The organism is Paracoccus sp. TD-10, assembly GCF_048270675.1.
Taxonomy (GTDB): domain Bacteria; phylum Pseudomonadota; class Alphaproteobacteria; order Rhodobacterales; family Rhodobacteraceae; genus Paracoccus; species Paracoccus pantotrophus.
This window is the reverse complement of the sequence record NZ_CP182418.1, coordinates 1,498,642-1,521,461: the sequence shown is the minus strand read 5'-3', so window position 1 is coordinate 1,521,461 and position 22,820 is coordinate 1,498,642. Positions and strand designations below refer to the sequence as shown.

Below are 22,820 nucleotides of genomic sequence, written 5' to 3'. Positions count from 1 at the left end.
GCCGAAAGGGGGTCAAAGTTGCGTGCCGATTGACACTCATGCCCGCCGCGCAGGCCTGGCGAACCCTGAGATATAGTTCCACGCTGAAAATCCTCCCGCCCTCCCTGCTGTCGCAGAAAGGGAAAAGGTGGACGACTTTTACGCCGCCCGCAGCAGCTCCATGCCGCCGCTTCCGTGGCCTAATTTCTCACCGCCGTTCTCACCGTTCGATCAGCGCGGTCAACTCCCGTGCCACCCTTCGGCCTGAAATCGACGTGTCGGGGATTGCCGCCAAGCATTCCCGGGTCACGTCATCGACGATGTTCAGCACCCGGAATCTTCGCCCGCAATCGAACTGGTCATGGACGAAATCCAGCGACCAGCGTGCATTGGGCCGCGCCTCGACCAGGATCGGCGCCCGTGTCCCGATGGCTTTGCGCCGAGCCTTCCGTTTGCGCACCGTCAACCCTTCCTCGCGATACAAACGGTAGACCCGATTGATCCCGGAAGGCTCCCCCTCGCGTCGCAACAGGATGAAGAGTCGCCGATAGCCGAACCGACGGCGCTCATTGGCGAGCTCTCGCAGCCGCCCACGCAATTCCGTGTCGGGCCGGCGTTGTGACTGATAGCGGATCATCTTCCGATCCGCACCGGCGATGAGGCAGGCCCGTCGTTCCGACAGGCCGTGCTCAGCCTGCAGATATGCGACGGCTTCGCGCTTCACGGCGGGCCCTACCACTTTTTTGAAACCAGGTCCTTCATTGCCGCCAGGTCGAGCATCTGTTCGGCCAGCAGCTTCTTCAGCTTCGCGTTCTCGTCCTCGAGCGCCTTTAGCCGCTTCGCCTCCGACACGGTCATGCCGCCGAACTTGGCCTTCCAGTTGTAAAAGGTGCCTTCCGACATGCCGTGCTTGCGGCACAGATCGGCACACTTCGCACCGGCCTCATGCTCGGCCAGGATGCTGATGATCTGCTCGTCCGTAAATCGCGTTCGCTTCATTGTCCGTCCTCAAGTTGGGCCGGACTCTAATCGCATCTGGAGGAAAAATCCCGTGGCAGGTCAGACCGAGATCACGCCGGGGCAGGATTCCGACTACACCGGCTATGATATGGTGATGGCCGACAACCTGCCGCAACCAGCAGTTCTGGTCGCCGACAGGGGCTATGACTCTGATAAAATTCGGGAAGACATCGAGAGCCGCAACGCCCTGCCCATGATACCGATGCGAAGGAACCGAAGGGTGCGCAAGGCTGTCGACATGACCATCTACACCCTGCGCAACATGGTCGAGCGCTGCTTCAACAAGCTGAAAAATAGCCGCCGCCTTGCAACCCGCTACGACAAAACCGCCGAAAGCTTCCTTGGCTTCGTCGACGTCGCCTGCATCAGGCTCTGGCTCCGCCATTTGTCAACATGACCTAGGCCTGCGGCTGCGACAAGGTTTGAGGCCACCGTCAGCGCCGTGTCGCTGTCCTTTGCGCCAACACGAACCCACCAGTTGCGCGCCCGCCCCGGATTGGCATCGAGCAAAAGGGCATCGGCTTCATCATGCAGCGTTTCGGCAAGGTCTGCATCGATCCGTGCGACATTGCGGCGGTCGATGCGTTCTTTGGCGCGCTGAAACGGCTTGATGTGCTGGTCAATTGCGAGGGCTATCTGCAGCGGCCAACAGACCCTCCCGTGCCTCCCGACGCCACCCAGTCAGAAGCGAGCGGGAGATTTCGTAGTGCCGCACCGTGGCTGCCGCCCTTCGCCGTGCCGCGTAGCTCTCTTCGATTATGCGAAACTTCTCCTCCTCGGTCCAACGACGACGCCGCCCGGTATCCATGACCGAGAGGACCTCAACTTGGGACATGATGCTATGGTCTGCCATAGCTTCAGGCTCTTACAGACAGCCGGTCCGTCAGACGGCCTTCGGCGGAGTCTTGCCATATAAATTCCGAAAAAGAATTTTAATGTAAATTATTATGAACTTTTCTCACCAATCCTCGCGCGCTAGCGTCGGTACCATCGACTTTAAACTCGTGGTGAGGGCGGAATGAAGCTGCACATGGCTTTGGCTCATGGGGTATCCCGATTGGGCGCGACTCGACTCTATGGGCTTGTCGGCGACGCCAACCTTTTCATGGTCAACGCCTATATCGCTGCGGGTCTCGGCACCTATGTCGCCTGCACTCATGAAGCGAACGCGGTTCTGGCCGCCATCGGTCACGCCCAGGCAGCGGGCGAAATCGGCGTGGCAACGATCACTCACGGACCAGCACTAACCAATGTCGTGACAGCGCTTGCCGAGGGGGTGAAGGGCGGGATCCCTTTGGTGGTGCTTTGCGGCGATACCGCGCCGGGCGACATGCAGCACCTGCAGAAGATCAACCAGCGTGAGGTCGTGGCGGCATCGGGTGCATTGTTCGTAGAGATGCGCCGCCCCGACACAGCGCTGGTAGACCTCGAGCGGGCATTTCATCTGGCGGCGATCCGGCGGTTGCCAGTGGTTTTTAACATGCGCGTCGACCTGCAATGGGCAAAAGTGGATGGTCTGCCAGACCTGTCGCCCCCCGCAGTTGTTACCCTGGCCGCCGCGTCTGGGCAGGCGCTTGAAGATGCGACCGGCATCCTTGCCTCGGCGCGCAGACCGCTGATCCTTGCGGGGCGCGGCGCGATTGGCGCGCGTGACGCCCTGATCGCGTTGGCCGACCGGATCGAGGCCCCCGTCGCCACGACACTTAAGGCTCAGGGCCTGTTCCGGGGGCACCCTTTCGATCTGGGGATTTGCGGCGGGCTGAGTCATCCGACCGCCATCACCACGATCATGCAGTCCGACTGTATCCTGGCTTTCGGTGCGAGCCTCAGCAAGCACACGACCGAGGACGGCGCCTATACCAGGGGCAAGCGTGTCGTCCAGATCCTGCCAGATGGCGAGGAAACACCGCGCCTCGACCGGCCAACGATGCGGCTGATCGGCGATATTGCGGCCACCGCGCAGGCGATGATCGAGATGCTGGATATGGCCGAGATCCCGGGCTCTCGGGCAGTCGATCCCGCGCTGGCGGCGGCGCTGGCCGATGAGGCACGTGCCCGCGAAATCCTGCCCGCGCCTGCGCCCACGGCCGAGGGCACGGTGGATTTCGTGCCCGCCTTGCGTCGGTTGAACAACGCCTTGCCTGAAGATCGCGTTCTGGTCGCGGATCTGGGCCGGTTCGTCACCACCGCCTGGCGGCACCTGCCAGTCACGCGTCCACGTGATCTGGTCTATACCAGCCATTTCGGTGCCATTGGCTGTGGTCTGGGCGAGGCCATCGGCACGATGAGCGCGATCACGAACCGCCCCACTGTTCTTGTCGCAGGGGATGGCGGGTTCCTGCTCTCGGGGCTGAGCGAACTGGCCACGGTGGTTCGTGATGGTGCAGATCTGGTCATCATCCTGTGCAATGACGGCAGCTATGGCGCAGAGCATGTCCAGTTCACGAACCGCCAGCTGCCGACCGATCTCTCAATGATCGTTCATCCCGATTTTGCCGCAGTGGCCCGCGCATTGGGAATGGATGCCGTCTCTGTCCGCGACGAGACTACGCTTGAACAGGCCTGCATAGCCATCCGCCAACGAAAGGGCCCGTTGCTGATTGACCTGCATCTCGATCCAGAACGGATCGAGATGTAGCCAGCCCCTTGCGGGGCCTATTGAAAAGATCTCGCGGGTAGTCGCGAGGCAGATCCAACAGGAGAAAATGAAATGAACTTGTCCAGACGCGGTTTCATCCGTTCGACAGCGGGCCTGGTCGCGGCCAGCAGCTTCGGCGTTCCAGCTTTCGCCCAGGAAAAGCCCTTCGTCGTCAACATGTTCGGTGGACGCTGGGAGAACGACTGGCGCCAGCATGTGATGCCGAAATTTGCCGAGCAAGTCGGCCGGCCGTTCAGCCTTGATATCGGCATGGGCACATCGTGGATTGCAAACTTCCGCGCCGCAGGCCCTGAAAATCCGCCCTTCCCGGCGGTGATGCTGAACGAGAAATATACCGCAATGCTGCGCAACGACGGCTATTTTGCGACGCTGACGCCTGAAAACGTGCCGAATATGGCCAACGTGATCACTCCCGCCATTCTTAAGGGCAACACGGCCGTTACCGGCATGCTGGCGCCGCTGGTTCTGGTATATCGCACCGACCTGGTTAAAGAGCCGCCGCGCGGTTGGGCCGATCTCTGGCATCCCCGTTTCCGTGGACAGCTGGGCCTGTATCAGATCACCAACTCTGCCGCAACGATGATGGCGCTTTGGGCGGGCGAGCATTTTGGCTCGGGGCGCGATGATATCGAGACGGCCGTCGCCAAGTTCAAGGAACTCGCTCCCTTCCCGCAGCTTGGCTATTCCGCGCAGCTGACACCGCTGCTGATCCAAGGGCAGATCACCGTCGCCCCACTGGACGTCGGCGAAGTCAAGGCCATGCAGGATCAGGGCATCCCGGTGGACTATGTCGTGCCCGAGGAAGGCATGATGGTCTTTGACCACTCGTTCAGCGTGTTCGAGCACAGCGAGGACAAACAACTCGGCTTCGACTATGTCAACTTTGTCCTCAGCCCGGAAATCCAGTTGTGGATGGCCGAGAACTGGCTGATCGCGCCGGTCAACACGACGGTGCAGATGCCTGAAGCACTGAACAAATGGCCGCTCCAGCCCGAGCTTGTCTCGAAGGCGATCCGTTTCGATTGGGATGACACCCTTGCGATCACGCCGCGGCTGAACGACCTCTGGGAACGGACCATCTGAACTATGGCGACGGTTGAAGTCAGGAATCTGCGCAAGCAGTATGGAGATTTTATCGCCCTTGATGGAGTGTCCCTGACGGCAGGATCAGGTCAACTGGTCACTCTGCTGGGGCCTTCGGGCTGCGGCAAGAGCACGACGCTTCGCTGTCTTGCCGGGTTTCTGGAACCCGATGGAGGGGATATCACCATTGAGGGCGCCAGTGTTCTGGCCACCCCTGCCAACCGTCGTGGATTTGGCGTGGTGTTTCAGAACTACGCCCTGTTCCCGCATATGACCGTAGCCGAGAATATCGGCTACGGACTGAGGTTGAAGAAAGTGCAGAAGGCCGAGATCGCCACCCGCGTTGCCGAGGTGATGAGGCTGGTGCGACTCGAAGGTCTGGGTGATCGGCTTCCGCGTGCGATTTCGGGTGGGCAGCAGCAGAGGGTAGCTTTGGCCCGTGCGCTGGTCATGAAGCCGCGCCTGCTGCTGCTGGACGAGCCGCTGGCCAATCTCGACGCCAGACTGCGCGACGAGGTGCGCTGGCTGATCCGCGATGTGCAGCAGCAATCCGGCATTACAGCCTTCTATGTGACCCATGACCAATCCGAGGCGATGGCCATGTCAGATATGGTCGCGGTGATGAAGGCCGGCCGCGTCGTACAATTTGCTACCCCGCGCGAGATCTATCAATCTCCGAGCGAACGCTACGTCGCGAATTTCACTGGCGAGGCAAATTTCCTGACCTGCACGCGGTATGCGGCGATCAGGGCGGGGCACTATCGCGTCGATGTCGCCGGCGCACAGCTTGAGGTGGCGGGGATCCCCGGCATTGCCGGCACGGCCGAGTTGCTGCTGCGCCCCGAAGCATTGCGCTTTGCCGCCCCTGACGAGCCGCGGGCCTTTGTCGGAACGGTTGTGAAATCGGCCTTTCTGGGCGCGTCGCTTCACTGCGAGTTGGTCCTGTCCACGGGCGGTAACCTCAGGCTGACGGCCCCGCCGGATCATCCCGTCGCCATCGGTGCCGAGATGGGCGTGGTCGTCGATCTGGGCCATGCATGGCTGATGTCCGAGGTTGCACCATGACACGGCGGCGCATGCTTCGGCTGTCCCTTGCTATCCCGGCAGTCGCGCTGATCTTCGTCTTCATGATCCTGCCGATCACCAACATGGTCGAGATGAGTTTCCGCACCCTTGGAACCACCGGCCCTTTCGGTGACGACTATACAATGGCGCATTACGGCCGGATCCTGACCGACGGCTATTACTGGGCGATCCTGCTGCGATCCCTGATGACGGCGGGCGCGGTGACGGTGCTGTGCCTGATCGTCAGCTATCCGATCGCATGGCATCTGTCGCGAGCAACGGGGCTCAAGGCGGTGCTGCTCTATGCGCTGATCGCTTCGCCGCTGATGACGGGCGTTCTGGTCCGCAACTTCGGCTGGATGATCGTCACGGCGCTGAACGGGCCGCTGAATGAGAGCCTGATCGCCCTGGGCATCATCGACATGCCCTTGCGTCTGCTGTTCACCCAGACCCTTGTCATTCTGGCGCTGGTGCATGTCTTCGTGCCCTTCATGGTGCTGCCAATCAACAATGCGCTGCGCAATATCCCGCCGGCACTGACCGAGGCCGCCGCCTCGATGGGGGCGACACGCGCCCAGACCTTTCGCAACGTGATCCTGCCGCTCAGTTTTCCGGGGATCTATCCGGGGATGATCCTGGTCTATGTGCTGTCGGTGGCCGCCTTTGTGACCCCTGCGCTGCTTGGGGGGCAGATGGTCAGCTATATGCCGACGCTGATCGTGGCCGAACTGACGGGCACCTATCGCTGGCCGCTTGGATCGGCGCTGGCCATCACGCTGTCGGCTTCGACCCTGCTGATCGTCGCGATCTTCACCGCGCTGACCTGGAAACTGATGGAAAGGGCGCGGGCATGAGCGAGCGTTCGAGCATTTTCGGGGGGCAGGGCGTGGCGTCCTTTGGGTTCGCCCTGCTGATCGTCGCGCTGTATGTCTTTTTGATCATGCCGCTGATCACCATCATCGGCGCATCCTTTACCAGCGGGCTGATGATCGAATTCCCGCCCCAGGGGTTTTCGCTGCAATGGTATCGCGAATTCTTCAACCGGCAGGATCTTGTTGACGGGCTGCTGATGTCTTTGCGGATTGCCGCGATAACGGCACTGGTGACGACAGTCGTGGCCGTGATGGCCGCGCTGGCCGGTCAGGCCATCGGTGGCAGGCTGTCGGGCTGGTTCCAGATCGGCATGACCTTGCCGCTGCTGGTGCCGGAACTGCTGACGGCGGTTGGGCTACTGTTCTTTCTTTACAAGATCGATCTTGGCAAGACGGTCACGGGCTTGCAGATGGGGCATATCCTGATGTCCTTCCCCTATGCCTATGTGTCGGTTACAGCGGCATTGCGGCAGGTTCCGCCCTCGCTGGAAGAGGCATCCTCCAGCATGGGCGCGACGGGCTGGCAGACCTTCCGGCTGGTGATCCTGCCGCTGATCATGCCGGGCGTCGCAATGGGCGGGATCTTTGCCTTCATCAACAGCTTTGACCTTTATACGGTCTCGCTGCTGCTCAAGCCGCTTGGGGGCAATACCCTGCCGCTCGCGCTGTTCGATTTCCTGACCTACGAATTCAAGCCGACTGCCGCTGCCGCCGCGACGATCTCGATCCTGCTGTCCGTTGCGGGTGTTGCCATTGTTCAACGCCTCGTCGGGCTTCAACGCGCCTTTTGACCAATCGACCCCAACTGCGAAAGCACCCGTTATGACCGATCTGCCGGACCGTCCGTGCATTCTCTACCAGCTTGTCAGCCCGCTGCACAAAAGCGCCGGCGAGGCCGAGATTGCGCGCCGTTTGTCGATGCTGAAACTTTGGGCGCCGGGGGCGGATATCCACATCGCCTCACCCGAGAGCGGGCCGGCGGCGGTGCAATCCGCGACAGATATCGCGATGGTGTACCCGCATTTGCAGGACAGCGCCCGGGGCTGGCAGGACCGGGGGATCGATGCCGTGGTCATCGGGTGCTTCAGCGATCCCGGCGTCGAGGCGCTGGCCGAGATATCGGGCCTGCCGGTGATCGGCCCCGGCGAGGCGGGCCTCCTGGCCGCGGTGCAGATGGGCGGGCGGTTTGCCGTGCTGTCGTCGAACCCGACGCCGCCGGGCCTGCGCCGCCGGGTCCGCGCCATCGGGGCCGAGCCGATGTTCGTCACCGAGGCGCTGGTCAGCGGCTCGGTCGCCGATCTGGTGCGCGATCCCGACCCGCACCTGCCTTCGGTCATCGCCCAGGCCCGCAATTGTGTCGAGCAGGGTGCCGAGGTGCTGGTGATCGGTTGTTTCGCGATGTCCTTCGCGCCCGACCTGCCACGACAATTGTCGGCCGCAACCGGTGTTCCGGTCATCAACCCCGTCATCGCCGGTCTCAAGGCCGCCGAGGCGGCTGTTTTCTATCATTCCGGCCTCTCGCGCGGCCGCTGCGCATCGTCTTATGGGAGCGTACCGTCTTGACCATCCAGACCTCGATCACCGAACGCCATGACGCGCTGTTGAAGGCCGCCACGCTGCATCAGCACCGCCGCCAGCCGATCACCGATTTCACCTATCCCGAGGGTGTGAAGATTGCTGTCAACTTCACGCTGGATTTCGATGCCATGCTGCTACGCCGCCTGCTGAACGAGCCCTGGGGCCAGCGTGCCAAGGGAGAGTTCGGCGGGCGTGTCGGCATCTGGCGCATCCTTGACATGTTCGACGCGCAGGGGGTCAAGGTCACGCTGTTCACGCCGGGCCGGATCTGCGAGCTGTACCCAGAGGCGCTGAAGCGCGCTGTCGCTGCCGGTCATGAACTGGCCGACCATATGTGGCAACACGAGGTGCCCGAGGATCCGGCCATCGAAGACGCCCATCTGACCCGCGCCATTGCGGCACTGGAAGGCTTTGCCGGCACGCCCATCATCGGCACGCGCTCCAGTCACACCCCCCGGCTTCTGCGGGAAAAGGGCATCGTCTATAATTCGTTCACCTCGGCCGATTACCTGCCCTTCTACGAACTGGACGCGGCGGGCGAGAACCCGATCCTGCAACTGCCGTTCCACTATGCGCTGGATGACGCGATGTATTTCAGCTTTGGCTGGCTGGACACGCCGAATGATGCGCAGCGGATCATGGATGTCGATGAGGTGTTCGAGATCTGGTGGGCCGCGTTCGAACAGCAGTATCGGCGGGGCGGCTATGCCAACTTCCTGCTGCACCCGTTCGTTTCCGGCCGTGCGATGCGGGTCGATATGCTGGAACGCCTGATCCGGCGCATGAAGACCCTGCCGGACGTCTGGTTCCCGACCTGCGCCGAACTGGCCCGCCATATCCTGACTAACCATCCCTATCAGAAAGCGCCGAGGTAAGATCATGCCGTGGAAAAGCAATTATACCACCAGTGACGAGATCGGCCTGCGTGACGGACAGATCCTCTGGCCCGAAGCGCGGCAGATGGCGTTGGGGCTGACCGTGAACCTGAACCCCGCCGGCACCGGCAAGGGGGTGACCGGGAAAGACCTTGCCTATCCGACCTGGCATTTCGGCATGAGTCATGGGCTGGACGCATTTCTGAAGCTATTCAACGACTTGGGGGTCCGCGCCACCTTTGCCGTGCCGGCTATCATCGCCGTGGCCTATCCCCGCCAGATCGAAACCATTCTTGCCGAAGGTCACGAGATCGCCGCACAGGGCCTGTTCGGCGAGGACAGCCTGCAACTGTCCCCCGAGACCGAGGCCGCCCATATGGAGCGTGCGACCGAGATCCTGTCGCGGATCATCGGCGCCGCACCCAGGGGATGGTTCGCATTGTCGCGCCCCGACGACCGGGCGGCAACCGGCTGCGCGACCGATCACACCGCCGGGCTGCTGCGTGAACGCGGCTATCGCTATATCGGCAACGGGCTGGCGGACGATGCGCCCTATTGGTGGGTCAGCGACTTCGACCGGCATCAGGCGCTGCTGGCCTTGCCATACTACTATCACTTCGACGACACCTTCTTCCTGATGTTCCCGCGCGAGGGGACCGGGCTTGAACGGCCGCAGGCGCTGTTGCGAGGCTGGCGGGCCGAACTGCGCGCCCAGTATCGCCGGGGTCGTTATTTCAACATCTGCGTCTCTCCGGCACGGTCGGGATGGGGGCATCGGTTCGACAATCTGGCGACATTCCTGCGCGAGACGATGGCTCTGCCCGGTATCTGGGCTGCAACCGGGGCCGAGATCGCGGATTACTGGCATCTTCACTATCCGGCGGAAACGACGCTGAAGCTGGCGCCCTCGATCTGGCGCGACTATGCCGACAGCCTGAGTTGAGCCATGACATCGAAAAGCGAAGATATTCTTGAGGGGCTGATGGATTGGGTCCGCATCGACACGCTGACCGGCCATGTTGACGGGATCGCGCGGCTGGTTGACCTGATCGCGTCGCAACTGGCCCCGCTGGGGGCCAGCCTGCAACGGGTGCCGGGGCGGGACGGGATGGGCGACCACCTTGTTGCACGGTTCGAGGGCGGCCCGGGTCCGGGCGTTCTTGTCACCAGCCATATAGACACGGTCTGCCAGCCGGGAACGGTCGCGCTGCGCCGCGATGGCGACCGCCAGTTCGGACCGGGTATCGCCGACATGAAGGGCGGCGGCTTTCTGGCCCTATGCGCGATGCGCGATATCCGCGCCTCGGGCAGGTCTCTGCCGGGGCCGGTCACGATGATCTATAACAGCGACGAGGAAATCGGCTCTCCGACATCGCATCGGATGATTCAGGATCTGGCCCGCCAGCATGGTGCGGCGCTGATCCCCGAGCCGGCGCGGGGTGACGAGGCGATCACCTTCCGCAAGGGCCGGGCCAAGTTCTCGGTCCGCATCGAGGGGCGCGAGGCGCATGCCGGCTCGGCCTTTCGCGACGGACGCTCGGCCATATCCGAACTGGCCCGGGTGATCTGCAAACTGGATGCGATGACCGATCTGGAGGCCGGCACGACGGTCAATGTCGGTCGTGTGGTCGGCGGCACCGAGCCCAATGTCGTGGCCGGACAGGCGCGCTGCGATATCGATCTGCGCTTTACCGATGATCTGCTGGGTCAGCAGGTCGAGGACGCGATCCTTGGCCTGACGGCCGACGATCCCGACATCCGGCTCTATCCCGGCGGCGAGATCGAAAAGCCCTGCCTCCAGCGCACCGCGCAGAACATCGAGATGTTCCGAACTGCACAGGCGATCAACAAGACCCTCGGCCTCCCCCTGATCGAAACCCGGTCGGGCGGTGGCAGCGACGGCAATTTCACCAGTGCGATCGGCGTGCCAACGCTGGACGGGCTGGGCGTGATCGGAAATCACTGGCACTCGCCCAATGAACATATCCTCGTGTCGCCGCTGGAACGGCGGGCGGCGCTTCTGCGTGACCTGATCCTGACCTATGCCGGCAGGGCGCCGGAAGGACATTGACATGACCCCGAACTTTGGCGCCACGCGCTCTGACATTCGCAGCCGGCATGCGCTGCTGACCCCCGAAAGCCACGAATGGATCATCCAGCCGGGATGGGAAGGTGCAGAATTTTCCTGCCTGATCTCGCCCGACATGGGGGCGAAATTCGCGATGTTTCTGCTGCGCTTTCCGGCCGATTGCATGGCGCCACCGGCGCTGCCGGGCGTTGCGCGATTCCTTCTGTGCCTCGAGGGTGAATTTCAACTGGATGCCTCTACGACCCTGAATACAGGAGATTTCGCCTTTCTGCCGCCCGAGGATACGGCCGCATTGCGCATCACGCAGGGATCGCGGCTGGTGCTGTTCGAATGGTGCTTTCTTGCCTCGGGCCCGGTTCCTGCGGCCCTGCACGGATCTGTGGACGCGGTGACGGGGCAGCCGCTGCGCGGTAATGACTGGCTGATCGTGCAGAAACTGCTGCCCACGGATCCGGCCTTTGACGCCGAATTCAACGTCATGACCTTCCATCCCGGCGCCTCGCTGGCCTATGTGGAAACGCATTTCATGGAACATGGGCTGTTGTTTTTGGACGGCGGCGGTGTTTATCGGCTGGATGATCGCTGGTATCCCGTCGAGGCAGGTGACGCGATCTGGATGGGGCCCCATGTGCCGCAATGGTTCGGCGCCCTTGGCCGCACACCTGCGCGCTATCTGATCTACAAGAACTACAACCGTTCTCCGCTTGCCCGGCGATGAGCGGCTCAGCCGCCATATTGCGCGAACAATGTCCTGACGGCGGCGGCGAAAGCGACCGACGATGCCGTCGGCGCGCGCCCTGCCAGACGGCAGCAGGTCAGCGGTTTTTGCACGAAGGCAGGGTCGTCGATTTCGATGAAAGCAATGTTTTCGCCCTTGTTTTGAAGGAAACGCCCGATGACCACGCTGACCCCCATGCCGTTCTGCACCATCTGTCGCAGCAGGGTGAAGGAATTCGTCGTCATGACGTTTCGAACGCTGATCGAGCCCCGTTCGAGGGCATCGTGCAACATCTGGTGCAGCGCGAGCGTCGGGTCGGGGAAGATGAATTTTTCTCCCGCGATCTCGCCAAGGCGAACCTTGCGCCGCGTTGCAAGGCGATGATCCGGCGCGGTGACCAGATATACCCGGCGATACAGCGTGGACAGGGTTTCAATATCCGGCGAGGGCGGAACATTATAGCCCAGCCCGATATCTATATCGCCATCCCGCATCCAGGAAAGCAGCACCGGCGTGTTTTCGACCATGATGGTGAACTGAAGGTTCGGATGGTTGCGGTTGAAATTGCGCAGCATCCCCGGCAACAGGTCGGTGGCGACCACTTCGTTGACGCCCAGCCGCAGATGGCCCAGTTGCAGACCCTGCAACTGGTCCAGCTCCTCGCGGGCGATGTTCAGTTCATTGATGACCGAGGCGCAACGGAACAACAGCACGCGCCCAGCCTCGGTCAGTTCAAGACCGGCGCGGCCCCGTGCCCGGCTGAACAGTTCGACCCCCAGATTCTCCTCGAGGTTCTTGATCTGCTTGCTGACGGCAGAGGGTGCGACATTCAGCTTGTCGGCCGCGCCACGAAAGGATTCCTGCCGCGCCACCTCGACGAAATGGCGCAGGCCTTGAAGCCGAGCGAGGATCGCACTGGAGATCACGGGGAACCTGCACAGAAAACACTGCAAGTTCGACAGCATAGTTGAAGGGAAAGGTGATGCAAGACGACATGGGCATCGTGCTGACAGAATTGGAAGCGGCCCTTGGCACCCGCGGCATCCTGACCGGCCCGGATGCCTGCGCGGGTTACGCCGCAGACCAATCTGGGCTGGTTCTTGGAACCCCGGGGGTCGTGCTGAGGCCCGCCGATACTGCTGAGACATCTGTCGCCGTCAAGATCTGCGCTGCGCACGGCCTTCCGATCATTCCGCAGGGAGGACGAACGGGCCTGTCAGGAGGCGGTTGTGCGCTGCCGGGATCCGTGGTGCTCAACTGTGAACGCATGACTGGGATCGAAGAGATCGATCTCGGCGCAATGACCATGACCGTCCACGCAGGAACCCCGCTTCAGGTCGTGCAAGAGGCCGCCCGTGAACAGGGTCTTGATTACCCGGTCGATATCGGCGCGCGCGGCAGCGCGACCATTGGCGGAACCATCGCGACAAATGCTGGCGGGGTCAGGGTTCTCCGCCATGGGATGACCCGGCAGAATGTCCTGGGGCTGGAGGCTGTGCTGCCCGATGGCTCGATCATGTGCAGGCTGGGCAAGACCATCAAGGATAATTCCGGACTTGATCTGAAACAGCTTTTCATCGGATCTGAAGGCATATTCGGGATCATCACGCGCGCGGTTTTACAACTGCGCCCGATGACGCCGGGGTATTCCACCGCGCTGCTGGGGCTACGCAACCATGAAGCTGCACTGAAATGTCTGGCGCTGGCACGCAGCCATTTCAAAGACGCTCTCGCCGCGTTCGAGGGAATGTGGCCGGATTATTGGGACCATGTTTGCCAGCATGGTCTTGCCCGCTCGCCGTTTCACGAGCGGCACGGCTTTTATCTGCTAATCGAGGCCGCGTGCGACCAGCCTCAGGACACAGTGCAGATGGAAGGCTTTTTCGAAGCCGCGCATGAGGCCGGGCTGGTGCAGGACGGCGTACTTGCGCAATCTCTGGCTGAGGCACAGGCGCTGTGGCAGATCCGTGAAGTGGTTGGTGAGGTTGATGCGAGTTTCGGCCCGCATGTAAATTTCGACATCGGGATTGCGCCGTCCCAGCTTGGTGGGTTCTGCGATGCGGTTGATCAAAGTTTGAAGGACCTGCCTTTCCCGGCAAGTACGCTGAAGGTCGGCCACATCGGGGACGGCAACGTCCATCTTCTGGTCGCTTGTGCCGACAGGGATGAAGCGAAGGCCAGGATCGAGACGATGGTCTATGACCTGCTTCGGGGTTATTCTGGAACCATCACTGCAGAGCATGGTATCGGGCGTGTCAAAGCGCCTTGGCTGACCTACTGCCGGACTCCTGTGGAGATTGCTCTGATGCAGAGATTTAAAGAAAGTTTGGATCCAAAGCTGATCATGAACCCGGGCGCGTTGATTTTTAAATGATGGGTTGGATAGCTGCTGTGTACGGCACTTATGTGCCGCAGAAGACCCAACACATTTGCGCTTCTTCGGTATTTTCGAGGGGGCTGGACCTGTCGCGGTTTAGCAGGCCGCTGAATTAGTCGTTGCTATCCTCAGCGGCATGCGCACCGACGATCTTTCCCTGCCCGATAACATGGACCTGCTCAAGGCCATGGTCCGCGCCATGGCGGAGAAGACGGCCGTGCTGGAGGACGAGAATGCGGCCCTGAAGGCCCGCAGCCTCGATGCCGACGCGCGGATCAAGCGGCTGATGCAGATCCTGAAGGCCTATGACCGGGCCCGGTTCGGGCGACGCTCCGAGAAGCTTGGCACTGCTGGGGCTGGTGCTGACGAAGAGGCGCAGCAGGCCTTCGTCTTCGAGGAGATCGAGACCGGCATCTCGGCGCTGAAGTCGTAGACAGGTCAAGGCCGGACCTCGGGCGAGAAGCAGGCTCCGCGGCCGCGCAAGGGCTTTGCGCCCCATCTCGAGCGGGTCGAGGTGGTGATCGAACCCGAGAACCTGCCGGAACACGCGGGCCGAAAGAAAGTGCTGATCGGCGAAGACATCTCGGAGCGGCTGGATGTCATTCCGGCCAGGTTCCGTGTCATCGTGACCCGCCGCCCGAAATATGCGTTCAAGGACGCGGATGGCGTCGTCCAGGCGCTCGCCCCGGCCCACATCATCGAAAGCGGCCTGCCGACCGAGGCATTGCTGGCCCAGATCGCGGTCTCCAAATATGCCGATGGCCTGCCGCTGTTCCGGCAGGAAGGGATCTATGCCCGCGACCGGGTGGAGATCGACCGGCGTCTGATGGCGCAATGGATGGGCCGGGTCGGCTTCGAGCTGGAGATCCTCGCTGCGCATGTGCTGGGCGAAATCCTGAAGGGCCCGCGCGTCTTCGCCGATGAAACCAGCCTGCCGACCCTCGCGCCCGGCACCGGCGCGGTGAAAAAGGCCTGGCTCTGGGCCTATGCCCGCGACGACAGCACCTTCGGCGGCAGCGGGCCACCCATGGTGGCCTATCGCTTCGAGGACAGCCGATCCGGAGAATGCGTGCGCCGACATCTCGGCCGCTACGGCGGCATCCTCCAGGTGTCCGACAAAAGCGGTGCCACGTCGCGATGCGCGAGGATTGCCGCCATTACCTTGCGCGACATCTCGATCGTCAGCAGCCGGTCGCGGTTCTTGGTGAAGACCGTCGGGACCCAGACTGGATCATCGATCCCGAGGCCGACGAACCAGCGAAACAACAGGTTATACTGCATCTGTTCCATCAGTTGCCGCTCGGAGCGGATCGAGAACAGGATTTGCAGCAGACTGGCCCGGATCAGACGTTCAGGTGCGATCGAGGGGCGACCGCCCATGGCATAAATCCGATCGAACTCACCATCGAGGCTGACGAGCGCGTCATTCACCACCTGTTGGATCTTGCGCAACGGATGCCGGGCAGGGATACGCTGCTCAAGATCAACATAGCTGAAAAGCGAACCGCTCGCCTCGTCCGATCCCCGCATCCACTTTCCCTCTCGTCTTGCAGGAACCGTGAATCATGTTCTGCGTCCAGCGTCGACCCCGGCGTTTTTCAGCAACGTGTTAAACCCGCTGTCCACGAAACCGGCAGCAGCTCAGCCTACAATTTCGCACGCAGGCTGAAGACCCTCGGTGGCCTGACCCCGAGATATGGGCGAAAGTTGGTGACGCTTGATCAGGCGGCAGCTTGAATGTGGCGGACGCCGTCGCGGAACTCAACCCCGCTAATGACCTCGGGCAGGCGGTTCCGACCGTCTAGCTTTCGCCATTTCTTCTGCGCCGACATCATCAGCCGGAAGGCCATGGCGAGCCCGGTCTTTCGGCTCAGGCAGCCCTTGGTTCGCCGGGTGCGGTGCCGGACGGTGGCGAAGGTGCTCTCGATCGGGTTTGACGTCCGGTGACGATTCCGCTGTGGTGCTGCGGGAAATCGATCCTGGACTGGGTTGGCAAACGCTGTTGCGGGCATTCTTCGTGGGCAGTCAGCCAGGCTCGCAAGTTCGGCGTCGACCGGGTTCGTGCTGATCCAGTGGGTGACCGATACACTCGCTCGATCTCGAAGGCTGCCTACTTCCGGGCTGTTGGCTTTGACGGGCCCTCTTTCGCCGGCTCTGCGCGCAACCAGGAAGCCGCCCCGGAACGCTTGGGTATGTGGAAAGCGCGCGTGCCATGGCGCACACCCTCACCAACTGGCCTGGTTTTGCTCCGCCGCCATGGCCGACTTTTGCGCCGCCGTTGACAAATTACGAGGCGAGCTGGATCGGGCACTATGGGTCGTACGCCGGGACCCCGACTAGCTGAGGAGCGTCCGGGGCTCTGTCTGCCCGATTTGCTTTAACTGGCGCTGCGCTCTTGCTGCGGGGTCTGGGCGAGGAAAAGCAGGTCGAGGAATTTTGCGAACAGCGGAAACACGGCATGCCCGCTGTCAGGGCTGGCCTTGGGTGGCCAGCGGCGGGCCGTTGCCGGCGTCGGAGACGAGGGCGGGCTTGCGCCTTGTGAACAGCCGGTCGCGCGAATGGGTCAGGTGATCGCGCATCAGGTCGCGCGCGCGGGCACCGTCCTGCAGCCGGATCGCCTCGAAGATCCCCGCATGCTCGTCGAAGACCCGCGCCAGCCCGCTGGCCTCGCGCTTGACCGAGGCGCCGTGGAAGCGCATTCCGACGGCGATATGGTCCTTCAGCGCCTCCATCGCGATCGAGAAATAGCTGTTCTCGGACGCGATCGCGATGGCCAGGTGGAACTGGAAATCGGCATCCTCGCGGTGGCTCTGGCGGTTGGTGGCGTCGCGCATCAGCTCCAGCGCGGCGGCGATCCGTTCCAGCGCGGCGTCGTCGCGCCGCTCGGCCGCGCAGGCGGCGGCGGCGGGTTCCAGCGTCAGGCGGAACTCATAGCAGCTGAGCAGGTCCGAGACGTTTTCCAGCGGCCCGAAGCCGAGCGGCTGCTTCAACCCGATGGTGCGCACGAAACTGCCCGCGCCCTGGCGCGAATAGATCAGGCCGCGCTCGCGCAGCTTTTTCAGCGCATCGCGGATCACGGGGCGCGAGACCTCGAATTCGGCGGCCAGGTCATGTTCGGTCGGCAGTCTTTCGTCGGGGCGATAAGAGCCCGACTTGATCGCCCGTTCCATCCGTTCGAAGACGATCTCGCTGAGGGATTTCCGCGCCCGCTTTTCCGGCTCCGCCATCAGTTCTGCCCCCGAAACATCTCCAGCAAGGTGGCGAGGGTATCGGCCGCGCCGAAGCCCCCGGATTTGGCGATGATGCTGATTTCGCCCCCATATGCCACAGCTAACCCAGGCAGGCATTCGCCCGCAAGCCGCAGCGAGGTGATGCCCATATGCGCCAGCACCGCCTCGGCAGTCGCGCCGCCGGACAAGAGCAGCGCCTGCCGACCGGCGGTAAGCCGGGGATGGACGCTGCGGGCCAGGGCTTCGGCGACCTGCGATCCGGTTCGCGTGGCCTGCCCCGCCACTGCCTGCACCAGCAGATGCGGCGCGGTGGCGTCTGGTACCGCTTCGCCCGCGGGGGCGGGCAGGACCGCCGCCAGTCCCGAGGCCTGCACCTGTCGTGCCTGTTCCACCGTGATCGGATCGCGAGAGCCGATGACCAGCAGGCTGCGCGCGGCGCGCGGCAGGACCGGCGTGGCTGCGGGCTGCCCGGTCATGCGGATCGCCAGCGCCTCGGCCAGCCCGCGCGCGCCGACCAGCAGGTCGCCCGGTTGCGTCCTGTCCAGCGCGGCGGCCAACTCAGTGGCGCTGGTCACGTCGGGGATGACGGCGCGGCCGGCCAGCGGGCCAAGGGCTTCGGCGATGGAAAGGGGCCGGGCGACGCCGTAGCCCCCGACATGGCCGGCCTGCGTGATCCGCCCGAAATCGGGAATGGCGGGGGCGACCAGCATCCGCGCCGGGTCCAGCACCGCGAGTTCGGCGGCGACATGCCCCTTCAGCCGCGAATCGATCTTCTTCAGGACTGGCACGCCTGCGGGCAGCGCCGCCACGACCTGCGCCATCGCCTTGCGCGCCGCGTCCTTGGTGCCATCGCGCGAGCGGGTGCTGACCGCCATCACCTGCGCGCCGCTTGCCGCGACCGAGGCCACCGCCTCGGGCGACAGCGCGACCTGGACTGCCAGCCCGCGCCCGGCGAAGGGCGCGGCGCTGTCCAGCGCGCCGGTCAGGTCGTCGGCGATGATGCACAGCTTCATCGGCGCGCGCCCTAGAAAGCGGCGCGATAGATGGCCAGAACCTCCTTGGGCGTCATGTCGCGGGGGTTGTTGTCCATCAGGCGGCGGATGGCATGGGCGTCACTGGCGAAGCGGGGCAGCTGGTCCTCGGTCGCGCCATGCGCGGACAGCCGCATCTCGACCCCCAGATCCGCGCAGAAGGCATGGGCGCGGGTCAGAAGATCGCCTTCGCCAAGTCCCAGGGCGGCCACGATCTCGGCGGTCTTGGCCTGGGCCACGGGTTCGTTGAAGGCCAGCACATGCGGGAAGATGATCGCATTGGCCAGCCCGTGCGGCAGGTGCAGCAGCGTGCCAAGCGGATAGGACAGCGCATGTCCCGCCGCGGTGTTGACCGGGCCAAGGCAGATGCCGCCGTAGAAGGATGCCAGCATCATCCCCTCGCGCGCCTCGGTGTCGGAACCGTCGCGGACGGCGCGTGCAAGGTAGCGGCCGACGAGGCCGATCCCCATGCGGGCGAAGCCGTCGATCACCGGATGGGCGTTGCGGTTGGTGAAGGCCTCGACGCAATGGGCCATCGCGTCGATCCCAGTCGCGGCCGTCACCGCAGGCGGGACCGAGAAGGTCAGCTCGGGGTCCAGCACCGCCAGGTCGGCGATCAGATGCGGGCTTTCCACCGCGATCTTGTTGCCCTTGCCGGGATCGGTGATCAGCGCGCGGATGCCCGCCTCGGACCCGGTGCCCGCCGTGGTCGCGACCTGCACAAGGCCGGAGCGGCGCCCCGAGACCCGGTTCGGGCCGGCGACATCGGCCAGCGACTGCTCGCCGTCCCACATCGCCGCGACCAACTTGGCCACGTCCATGACCGAGCCGCCGCCAAGCCCGATCACCAGGTCGGGCCGGGCCTCGCGCGCGGCGGCGATGGCGGCGTCGAAGGTCGCGATGTCGGGCTCGCCCGGAATGGCGTCGAAGACCGAGACCTGGCCCGCAAGCCCCAGCCTGTCCGCGAAACCGGCGGTATGCGGGCTGGCGATGACCAGGACATTCCGCGCGTCATGCGCCCATGCGCCGGTGCGGGCCGAGGCGCCCGCACCGATTTCCAGCCGTTTCGGCTGATGCAGGGTGATGATGCGGCTCATGCTCATGCCTTGCTCTCCAATTCGTCCATGACGGCCCAGACCTTCGCGGCCTCGCCCTCGGAGAGGGGCGAGAAGGGTGGGTGCACGTTCATCCAGCCCATGTCGCCGCGGCGCCGGGCCAGCATGGTCTTGACGGTGGGAAGCTGGGTGTAGCTGTTGGTCAGGTTGCGCCACGCGACGATCACGTCCTGCGCGGCCTTCACCTCGGCGGCCTTCGCCGGGTCGTTCCAATGGTCGTAAACCACCCGCAATTCCCGCGCGACGAGGTTGGAACTGGCGGTGATGCAGCCCGCGCCGCCGCCTTGCAGGACCGGCAGCAGCAGCGGATCGGCCCCGGCCAGCACGGCGAAACCGGGGAAGCGGGCGGCCATCGCGTGCATGTTCTCGATCTTGCCGTCGCTGTCCTTGATGCCGATGACGGTATCGGGGAAGGCCTCGACCAGCATCGCGATCAATTCATGGCTGATCGGTACGCCGGTCAGCATCGGGATGTGGTAGAGGATCACCTTCAGCCGATCATCCGCGACCTTTTCGATGATCGAGGCATAGAAGCGGAACAGGCTTTCATCGCTGAAGGCAGTGTAATAGAAGGGCGGCAGCAGCACCACGCCCTTGACGCCCGCCTGCACCGCGTGGCGGGTCAGCTCGACCGCATCCGTCACCGCGCAGGACGAGGTGCCGGGCAGCATCTGGTCGGGCCGGGTGCCGCCGGCGATCGCGGCTTCCAGCAGGTCCATGCGCTCGCGCACGGAGAAGCTGTTCGCCTCGCCGGTCGAGCCCAGCATGGCGATGCCGTGGCAGCCTTCCTCGATCAGTGCCTTGGCATGGGCGCCGAACAGGGGCAGGTCGGGGGTGCCGTCGGCTTTCAGGGGCGTGGCGGCGGCGCAATAGACGCCCTCGATGGCGAAGCTCATCTCGATCCTCCGGAAACCAGTTTGCGGGCATAGGCGATGGCGGAATTCATGTTGCCGTGATCGGCGACGCCCTGGCCCGCGATGTCGAAGGCGGTGCCGTGATCGACCGAGGTGCGGTCGATGGGCAACTCGACCGAGACGTTCACCGCCGTGTCGAAAGCCACCAGCTTGATCGGGATATGGCCCTGGTCGTGATACTGCGCGACCACCAGGTCGAATGCGCCGGAATAGGCGCGGTGGAACACGGTATCGGCCGAGATCGGGCCGTAGGCGTCGATCCCCTCGGCGCGGGCGGCGGCGATGGCGGGGGCGATCTGGTCGGCGTCCTCGGTCCCGAACAGCCCGTTCTCGCCGCAATGGGGGTTGATCCCGGCGACCGCGATGCGTGGCGCACTGACGCCGATGCGCTTCAGATGGGCGTTGCCCGCGCGGATCGTGGCCAGCACCCGCTCGGTCGTGGCGCGGGCGATGGCGTCCTTCAGCGAAACATGGGTCGAGACATGGATGACCTTCAGCCGCTCGGACGCCAGCAGCATATAGGCGGCCTCGGCCCCTGTCAGGCTGCGCAACATGCCGGTATGGCCGTCATAGTGATGGCCGGCGGCGTTCAGCGCCTCCTTGTTGATGGGCGCGGTGACGATGCAGCCGATCCGGCCGGCCTGCGCGTCCTGGACGGCGCGTTCGATGAAGCGGAAGGCCGCGTCGCCCGCGACCGGGGACAGTTGCCCCCAGGGCAGGGGGGCGCCGTCATAGTCGATGTTCACCACCCGCTCGGCCAGGTCCAGCTCGATGCCTGCGACCGCCTTCGCGGCCTCCAGAGTGGCGCGGTTGCCATAGATCAGCGTCCGCGCCCGGTCCTCGGGCGACATGTCGGCCAGCGCCCTGACGCTGATCTCGGGGCCGACGCCGGCGGGGTCGCCCATGGTGATGCCGATGATGTCGCTCATGTCAGAGCCTCCGAAAGGCGGCTTTCCCAGCCAGGTTGCAGTTGCAGGTATTTGATGGCGCGGCGGTGGTAGGTATAGGCGAGGTGCAGGGTGCCGTCCGGGCCCTCCAGCAGCCAGGGATAGGACATTTCCTTGTTGCGCCCGTCGGTGGAATCGTTCGAGGTGCAGGTGCCCGGCCCGTCCTCGACCAGGTAACGCCGCGGGAAGGTTCGCCCGCCGTCGCTGGAGATGCAGATCGTCACCGGCGCGCGCGGTACGCCCCAGATCGGGGTGCAGCCGCCTGCGGGATCGGCGTCCGGGCGGTCGTCCTCCTCGCCCAGCTCGTCATACAGCGAGGCGCGGCGGTCGGGCGACATCGCGGCATTGACCGGGTTGCAGATCATCGCGATCCGCCCGTCGCGCAGGGTGATGGCGGCGATCGAGGAATTGTTGTTCGGCACGTCCGTCGCCACCGGCGCGGCCCAGCTGTGCCCGCCATCCGCGCTGTCCGAGCGGTGGACGAAATCGGACTGGCGGCGGCGATAGAAGGCGGCCATGCGCCCTTCGCCCAGATCGACCGGGCTCATATGGACCGAGCCGACAGAGTCCGGCACGTCCTCCAGCCGCCAGCTTTGCCCGCCATCCATCGAGACGCCCATCGCGGCGGTGTCGTGGCTGCCGTTCCATTTCCGGCCGGGGCGCTGAACGCAGCGGAAGATCGGCAGCAGCCAGGCGCCGTCGTCGCGCAGCCGGACCGGGGCGCGCACGAAACAGCCGCGCGGCAGGTCGAGGAAGCGCCCCTCCTCGGCGGTGATCGCCACCCCGTCGCGGTTGAGCGCCGCCATGCGGATGCGGCACTGGTCCTGATTGCCCGAGGGTTGCGAGGTGTGGAACAGCCACAGCCCGCCATCGGGTGCAGCGAAGATCACCGGGTTCTGTTCCGAGTGATCGGGATCGTGGCTGAGCCTTTGCGCGGGTCCCCACGCATCCGCGCCGGGCAGCAGCACCGAGGCATGGATCGAGATGTCCGACTTGCCCTCCAGCGTGCCGCCGAACCAGGCACAGATCAGCGCGCCGTCATCGGCCAGCGACAGGAATGCGGCATGATTCTGCACCATGGGCGAGGGCAGGAATGCCTGCTGCATCCCCTCCGCGGCGCTGGTCAGGCGCCCGTCCATGCGCTGCGCGATATCCTCTGGTCGCATATGCTCCTCCTGCGTCGAATTGACGGGAAGACAGCGCATAACGAAAGCAGTTGTCAAGTTGAAAGATTAAAAACTGAATGAATGCGTTGCGCGTTTTGTAAA

At 63.9% G+C, this 22,820-nt stretch carries 19 protein-coding genes and 5 pseudogenes; 13 read left to right on the top strand and 11 right to left on the bottom strand.

The window, feature by feature from the left end:
* Positions 1-202 precede the first annotated feature (202 nt).
* Positions 203-978: pseudogene (locus tag ACNKFW_RS07500) on the bottom strand (IS3 family transposase); the annotation flags it as partial.
* A gap of 61 nt (positions 979-1,039) precedes the next feature.
* Between ACNKFW_RS07500 and ACNKFW_RS07495 the strand changes: the two are divergent.
* Positions 1,040-1,396: pseudogene (locus ACNKFW_RS07495) on the top strand (IS5 family transposase); the annotation flags it as partial.
* Positions 1,397-1,618: 222 nt separating this feature from the next.
* Here ACNKFW_RS07495 and ACNKFW_RS07490 read toward each other — a convergent pair.
* Positions 1,619-1,807 carry a transposase gene (locus ACNKFW_RS07490; protein WP_407672834.1) on the bottom strand — a complete coding sequence of 63 codons (189 nt, stop codon included), beginning with the start codon at positions 1,805-1,807 and terminating at the stop codon, positions 1,619-1,621.
* A 210-nt stretch (positions 1,808-2,017) separates the two neighbouring features.
* On the opposite strand from ACNKFW_RS07490, the gene ACNKFW_RS07485 reads away from it, so the two are divergent.
* The 10 genes from ACNKFW_RS07485 (at position 2,018) to allE (ending at position 11,938) form a co-directional block, all read left to right on the top strand.
* A complete protein-coding gene (locus ACNKFW_RS07485; RefSeq protein ID WP_147427930.1) occupies positions 2,018-3,637 on the top strand; it encodes a thiamine pyrophosphate-binding protein in 1,620 nt (539 codons plus the stop codon).
* A gap of 72 nt (positions 3,638-3,709) precedes the next feature.
* Complete coding sequence (locus tag ACNKFW_RS07480) at positions 3,710-4,741, top strand: extracellular solute-binding protein (RefSeq protein ID WP_147427931.1); 1,032 nt, start codon at positions 3,710-3,712, stop codon at positions 4,739-4,741.
* Between the two features lie 3 nt (positions 4,742-4,744).
* Entirely contained in the window at positions 4,745-5,806 is a 1,062-nt protein-coding gene (locus ACNKFW_RS07475; RefSeq protein WP_147427932.1) for an ABC transporter ATP-binding protein, read from the top strand.
* Positions 5,803-6,660, top strand: coding sequence for an ABC transporter permease (locus ACNKFW_RS07470; RefSeq protein WP_249038337.1), 858 nt, complete (start codon positions 5,803-5,805; stop codon positions 6,658-6,660). Before ACNKFW_RS07475 ends, ACNKFW_RS07470 begins: the two co-directional genes overlap by 4 nt.
* Positions 6,657-7,469 carry an ABC transporter permease gene (locus tag ACNKFW_RS07465; RefSeq protein ID WP_147427934.1) on the top strand — a complete coding sequence of 271 codons (813 nt, stop codon included), beginning with the start codon at positions 6,657-6,659 and terminating at the stop codon, positions 7,467-7,469. Before ACNKFW_RS07470 ends, ACNKFW_RS07465 begins: the two co-directional genes overlap by 4 nt.
* Positions 7,432-8,241, top strand: a complete 810-nt coding sequence (locus tag ACNKFW_RS07460) for an aspartate/glutamate racemase family protein (RefSeq protein ID WP_244314595.1) — start codon at positions 7,432-7,434, stop codon at positions 8,239-8,241. Before ACNKFW_RS07465 ends, ACNKFW_RS07460 begins: the two co-directional genes overlap by 38 nt.
* Positions 8,238-9,131: a polysaccharide deacetylase family protein gene (locus tag ACNKFW_RS07455; protein ID WP_147427935.1), complete on the top strand. Its 894-nt coding sequence runs from the start codon at positions 8,238-8,240 to the stop codon at positions 9,129-9,131. Before ACNKFW_RS07460 ends, ACNKFW_RS07455 begins: the two co-directional genes overlap by 4 nt.
* A 4-nt stretch (positions 9,132-9,135) precedes the next feature.
* On the top strand, positions 9,136-10,074 hold the full coding sequence (locus ACNKFW_RS07450; protein WP_147427936.1) for a polysaccharide deacetylase family protein: 939 nt from the start codon (positions 9,136-9,138) through the stop codon (positions 10,072-10,074).
* A gap of 3 nt (positions 10,075-10,077) precedes the next feature.
* Positions 10,078-11,202 carry a M20 family metallopeptidase gene (locus tag ACNKFW_RS07445; protein WP_147427937.1) on the top strand — a complete coding sequence of 375 codons (1,125 nt, stop codon included), beginning with the start codon at positions 10,078-10,080 and terminating at the stop codon, positions 11,200-11,202.
* Positions 11,174-11,938, top strand: coding sequence for a (S)-ureidoglycine aminohydrolase (gene allE, locus ACNKFW_RS07440; RefSeq protein ID WP_322789443.1), 765 nt, complete (start codon positions 11,174-11,176; stop codon positions 11,936-11,938). The genes ACNKFW_RS07445 and allE overlap by 29 nt, the downstream gene beginning before the upstream one ends.
* 5 nt (positions 11,939-11,943) lie before the next feature.
* Here the strand turns inward: allE and ACNKFW_RS07435 are convergent, their stop codons facing one another.
* Positions 11,944-12,864, bottom strand: a complete 921-nt coding sequence (locus ACNKFW_RS07435) for a LysR family transcriptional regulator (protein WP_147427938.1) — start codon at positions 12,862-12,864, stop codon at positions 11,944-11,946.
* 56 nt (positions 12,865-12,920) lie between these two features.
* Here ACNKFW_RS07435 and ACNKFW_RS07430 point away from each other — a divergent pair, with 56 nt between their 5' ends.
* On the top strand, positions 12,921-14,312 hold the full coding sequence (locus ACNKFW_RS07430) for an FAD-binding oxidoreductase (protein WP_147427939.1): 1,392 nt from the start codon (positions 12,921-12,923) through the stop codon (positions 14,310-14,312).
* A 139-nt stretch (positions 14,313-14,451) separates the two neighbouring features.
* Positions 14,452-15,462, top strand: a pseudogene (gene tnpC / locus ACNKFW_RS07425) (IS66 family transposase); the annotation flags it as partial.
* Here the strand turns inward: tnpC and ACNKFW_RS07420 are convergent.
* From ACNKFW_RS07420 to ACNKFW_RS07385, 8 genes and pseudogenes are all read right to left on the bottom strand, one after another.
* Positions 15,426-15,845, bottom strand: a pseudogene (locus tag ACNKFW_RS07420) (transposase); the annotation flags it as partial. The pseudogenes tnpC and ACNKFW_RS07420 overlap by 37 nt on opposite strands.
* 191 nt (positions 15,846-16,036) lie before the next feature.
* Positions 16,037-16,288: pseudogene (locus ACNKFW_RS07415) on the bottom strand (IS256 family transposase); the annotation flags it as partial.
* Between the two features lie 495 nt (positions 16,289-16,783).
* Positions 16,784-17,542 carry a FadR/GntR family transcriptional regulator gene (locus tag ACNKFW_RS07410; RefSeq protein WP_010397930.1) on the bottom strand — a complete coding sequence of 253 codons (759 nt, stop codon included), beginning with the start codon at positions 17,540-17,542 and terminating at the stop codon, positions 16,784-16,786.
* On the bottom strand, positions 17,542-18,558 hold the full coding sequence (locus ACNKFW_RS07405) for a four-carbon acid sugar kinase family protein (protein ID WP_028714566.1): 1,017 nt from the start codon (positions 18,556-18,558) through the stop codon (positions 17,542-17,544). The genes ACNKFW_RS07410 and ACNKFW_RS07405 overlap by 1 nt, the downstream gene beginning before the upstream one ends.
* Before the next feature lie 11 nt (positions 18,559-18,569).
* Entirely contained in the window at positions 18,570-19,679 is a 1,110-nt protein-coding gene (locus ACNKFW_RS07400) for an iron-containing alcohol dehydrogenase (RefSeq protein WP_176224566.1), read from the bottom strand.
* Positions 19,676-20,587: a dihydrodipicolinate synthase family protein gene (locus ACNKFW_RS07395; RefSeq protein ID WP_028714568.1), complete on the bottom strand. Its 912-nt coding sequence runs from the start codon at positions 20,585-20,587 to the stop codon at positions 19,676-19,678. The genes ACNKFW_RS07400 and ACNKFW_RS07395 overlap by 4 nt, the downstream gene beginning before the upstream one ends.
* Entirely contained in the window at positions 20,584-21,534 is a 951-nt protein-coding gene (pdxA, locus tag ACNKFW_RS07390; RefSeq protein WP_028714569.1) for a 4-hydroxythreonine-4-phosphate dehydrogenase PdxA, read from the bottom strand. Before pdxA ends, ACNKFW_RS07395 begins: the two co-directional genes overlap by 4 nt.
* Entirely contained in the window at positions 21,531-22,718 is a 1,188-nt protein-coding gene (locus ACNKFW_RS07385; RefSeq protein WP_028714570.1) for a sialidase family protein, read from the bottom strand. The genes pdxA and ACNKFW_RS07385 overlap by 4 nt, the downstream gene beginning before the upstream one ends.
* Between the last annotated feature and the right edge of the window lie 102 nt (positions 22,719-22,820).

Bases quoted from the DNA above. Each gene is read 5' to 3' on its own strand.
- ACNKFW_RS07490 (WP_407672834.1), bottom strand. From the start codon at position 1,807: ATGGATACCGGGCGGCGTCGTCGTTGGACCGAGGAGGAGAAGTTTCGC.
- ACNKFW_RS07485 (WP_147427930.1), top strand. From the start codon at position 2,018: ATGAAGCTGCACATGGCTTTGGCTCATGGGGTATCCCGATTGGGCGCG.
- ACNKFW_RS07480 (WP_147427931.1), top strand. From the start codon at position 3,710: ATGAACTTGTCCAGACGCGGTTTCATCCGTTCGACAGCGGGCCTGGTC.
- ACNKFW_RS07475 (WP_147427932.1), top strand. From the start codon at position 4,745: ATGGCGACGGTTGAAGTCAGGAATCTGCGCAAGCAGTATGGAGATTTT.
- ACNKFW_RS07470 (WP_249038337.1), top strand. From the start codon at position 5,803: ATGACACGGCGGCGCATGCTTCGGCTGTCCCTTGCTATCCCGGCAGTC.
- ACNKFW_RS07465 (WP_147427934.1), top strand. From the start codon at position 6,657: ATGAGCGAGCGTTCGAGCATTTTCGGGGGGCAGGGCGTGGCGTCCTTT.
- ACNKFW_RS07450 (WP_147427936.1), top strand. From the start codon at position 9,136: ATGCCGTGGAAAAGCAATTATACCACCAGTGACGAGATCGGCCTGCGT.
- ACNKFW_RS07445 (WP_147427937.1), top strand. From the start codon at position 10,078: ATGACATCGAAAAGCGAAGATATTCTTGAGGGGCTGATGGATTGGGTC.
- allE (WP_322789443.1), top strand. From the start codon at position 11,174: ATGCCGGCAGGGCGCCGGAAGGACATTGACATGACCCCGAACTTTGGC.
- ACNKFW_RS07430 (WP_147427939.1), top strand. From the start codon at position 12,921: ATGCAAGACGACATGGGCATCGTGCTGACAGAATTGGAAGCGGCCCTT.
- ACNKFW_RS07410 (WP_010397930.1), bottom strand. From the start codon at position 17,542: ATGGCGGAGCCGGAAAAGCGGGCGCGGAAATCCCTCAGCGAGATCGTC.
- ACNKFW_RS07405 (WP_028714566.1), bottom strand. From the start codon at position 18,558: ATGAAGCTGTGCATCATCGCCGACGACCTGACCGGCGCGCTGGACAGC.
- ACNKFW_RS07400 (WP_176224566.1), bottom strand. From the start codon at position 19,679: ATGAGCATGAGCCGCATCATCACCCTGCATCAGCCGAAACGGCTGGAA.
- ACNKFW_RS07395 (WP_028714568.1), bottom strand. From the start codon at position 20,587: ATGAGCTTCGCCATCGAGGGCGTCTATTGCGCCGCCGCCACGCCCCTG.
- pdxA (WP_028714569.1), bottom strand. From the start codon at position 21,534: ATGAGCGACATCATCGGCATCACCATGGGCGACCCCGCCGGCGTCGGC.
- ACNKFW_RS07385 (WP_028714570.1), bottom strand. From the start codon at position 22,718: ATGCGACCAGAGGATATCGCGCAGCGCATGGACGGGCGCCTGACCAGC.